1 protein-coding gene is annotated in these 955 nt (G+C 50.3%); it reads left to right on the top strand.

Annotated features, from left to right (window positions below):
- Positions 1 to 954 (top strand): elongation factor Tu (gene tuf / locus AKG43_RS11840; RefSeq protein ID WP_054617470.1); only part of this gene is annotated, 954 nt, incomplete at its 5' end.
- Between the last annotated feature and the right edge of the window lies 1 nt (position 955).

The following is a 955-nucleotide window of genomic DNA, read 5'->3' as shown; positions in this document are numbered from 1 at the left end:
GCACACGTAGACTGCCCGGGTCACGCCGACTACGTTAAAAACATGATTACCGGTGCCGCTCAAATGGACGGTGCCATCTTGGTATGTTCCGCTGCTGACGGTCCTATGCCCCAAACCCGTGAGCACATCCTGTTGGCACGTCAAGTAGGCGTACCTTACATCATCGTATTCATGAACAAATGTGATATGGTTGATGATGCCGAGCTGTTGGAACTGGTTGAGATGGAAATCCGCGACCTGTTGAGCAGCTACGACTTCCCGGGTGACGATTGCCCGATCGTACAAGGTTCTGCTCTGCGTGCTTTGGAAGGTGATGCCGCTTACAAAGAAAAAATCTTTGAACTGGCCGCCGCTTTGGACAGCTACATTCCGACTCCTGAGCGTGCAGTTGACAAACCTTTCTTGTTGCCGATCGAAGACGTGTTCTCTATTTCAGGCCGCGGTACAGTAGTAACCGGTCGTGTAGAGCGCGGTATCATCAATGTAGGTGATGAGATTGAAATCGTAGGCTTGAAAGAGACTCAAAAAACCACCTGTACCGGTGTTGAGATGTTCCGTAAGTTGTTGGATCAAGGTCAGGCAGGTGACAACGTTGGCGTACTGCTGCGCGGTACCAAGCGTGAAGAAGTTGAGCGTGGTCAAGTATTGGCTAAACCGGGTTCTATCACTCCGCACACCAAATTCAAAGCTGAAGTATACGTATTGAGCAAAGAAGAGGGTGGTCGCCATACTCCGTTCTTCGCCAACTACCGTCCTCAGTTCTACTTCCGTACTACCGACGTTACCGGAGCGGTAACTTTGGAGGAAGGTGTTGAAATGGTAATGCCCGGTGAGAATGTGACCATTACTGTAGAGCTGATTGCTCCGATTGCGATGGAAGAAGGTTTGCGTTTTGCGATTCGTGAAGGCGGCCGTACAGTTGGTGCAGGCGTAGTGTCTTCTATCATTGCTTAAT

It is taken from the genome of Neisseria sp. 74A18, from assembly GCF_001308005.1.
Taxonomy (GTDB): Bacteria; Pseudomonadota; Gammaproteobacteria; order Burkholderiales; family Neisseriaceae; genus Neisseria; species Neisseria dumasiana.
This window is presented reverse-complemented; position numbering and strand designations above follow the sequence as displayed.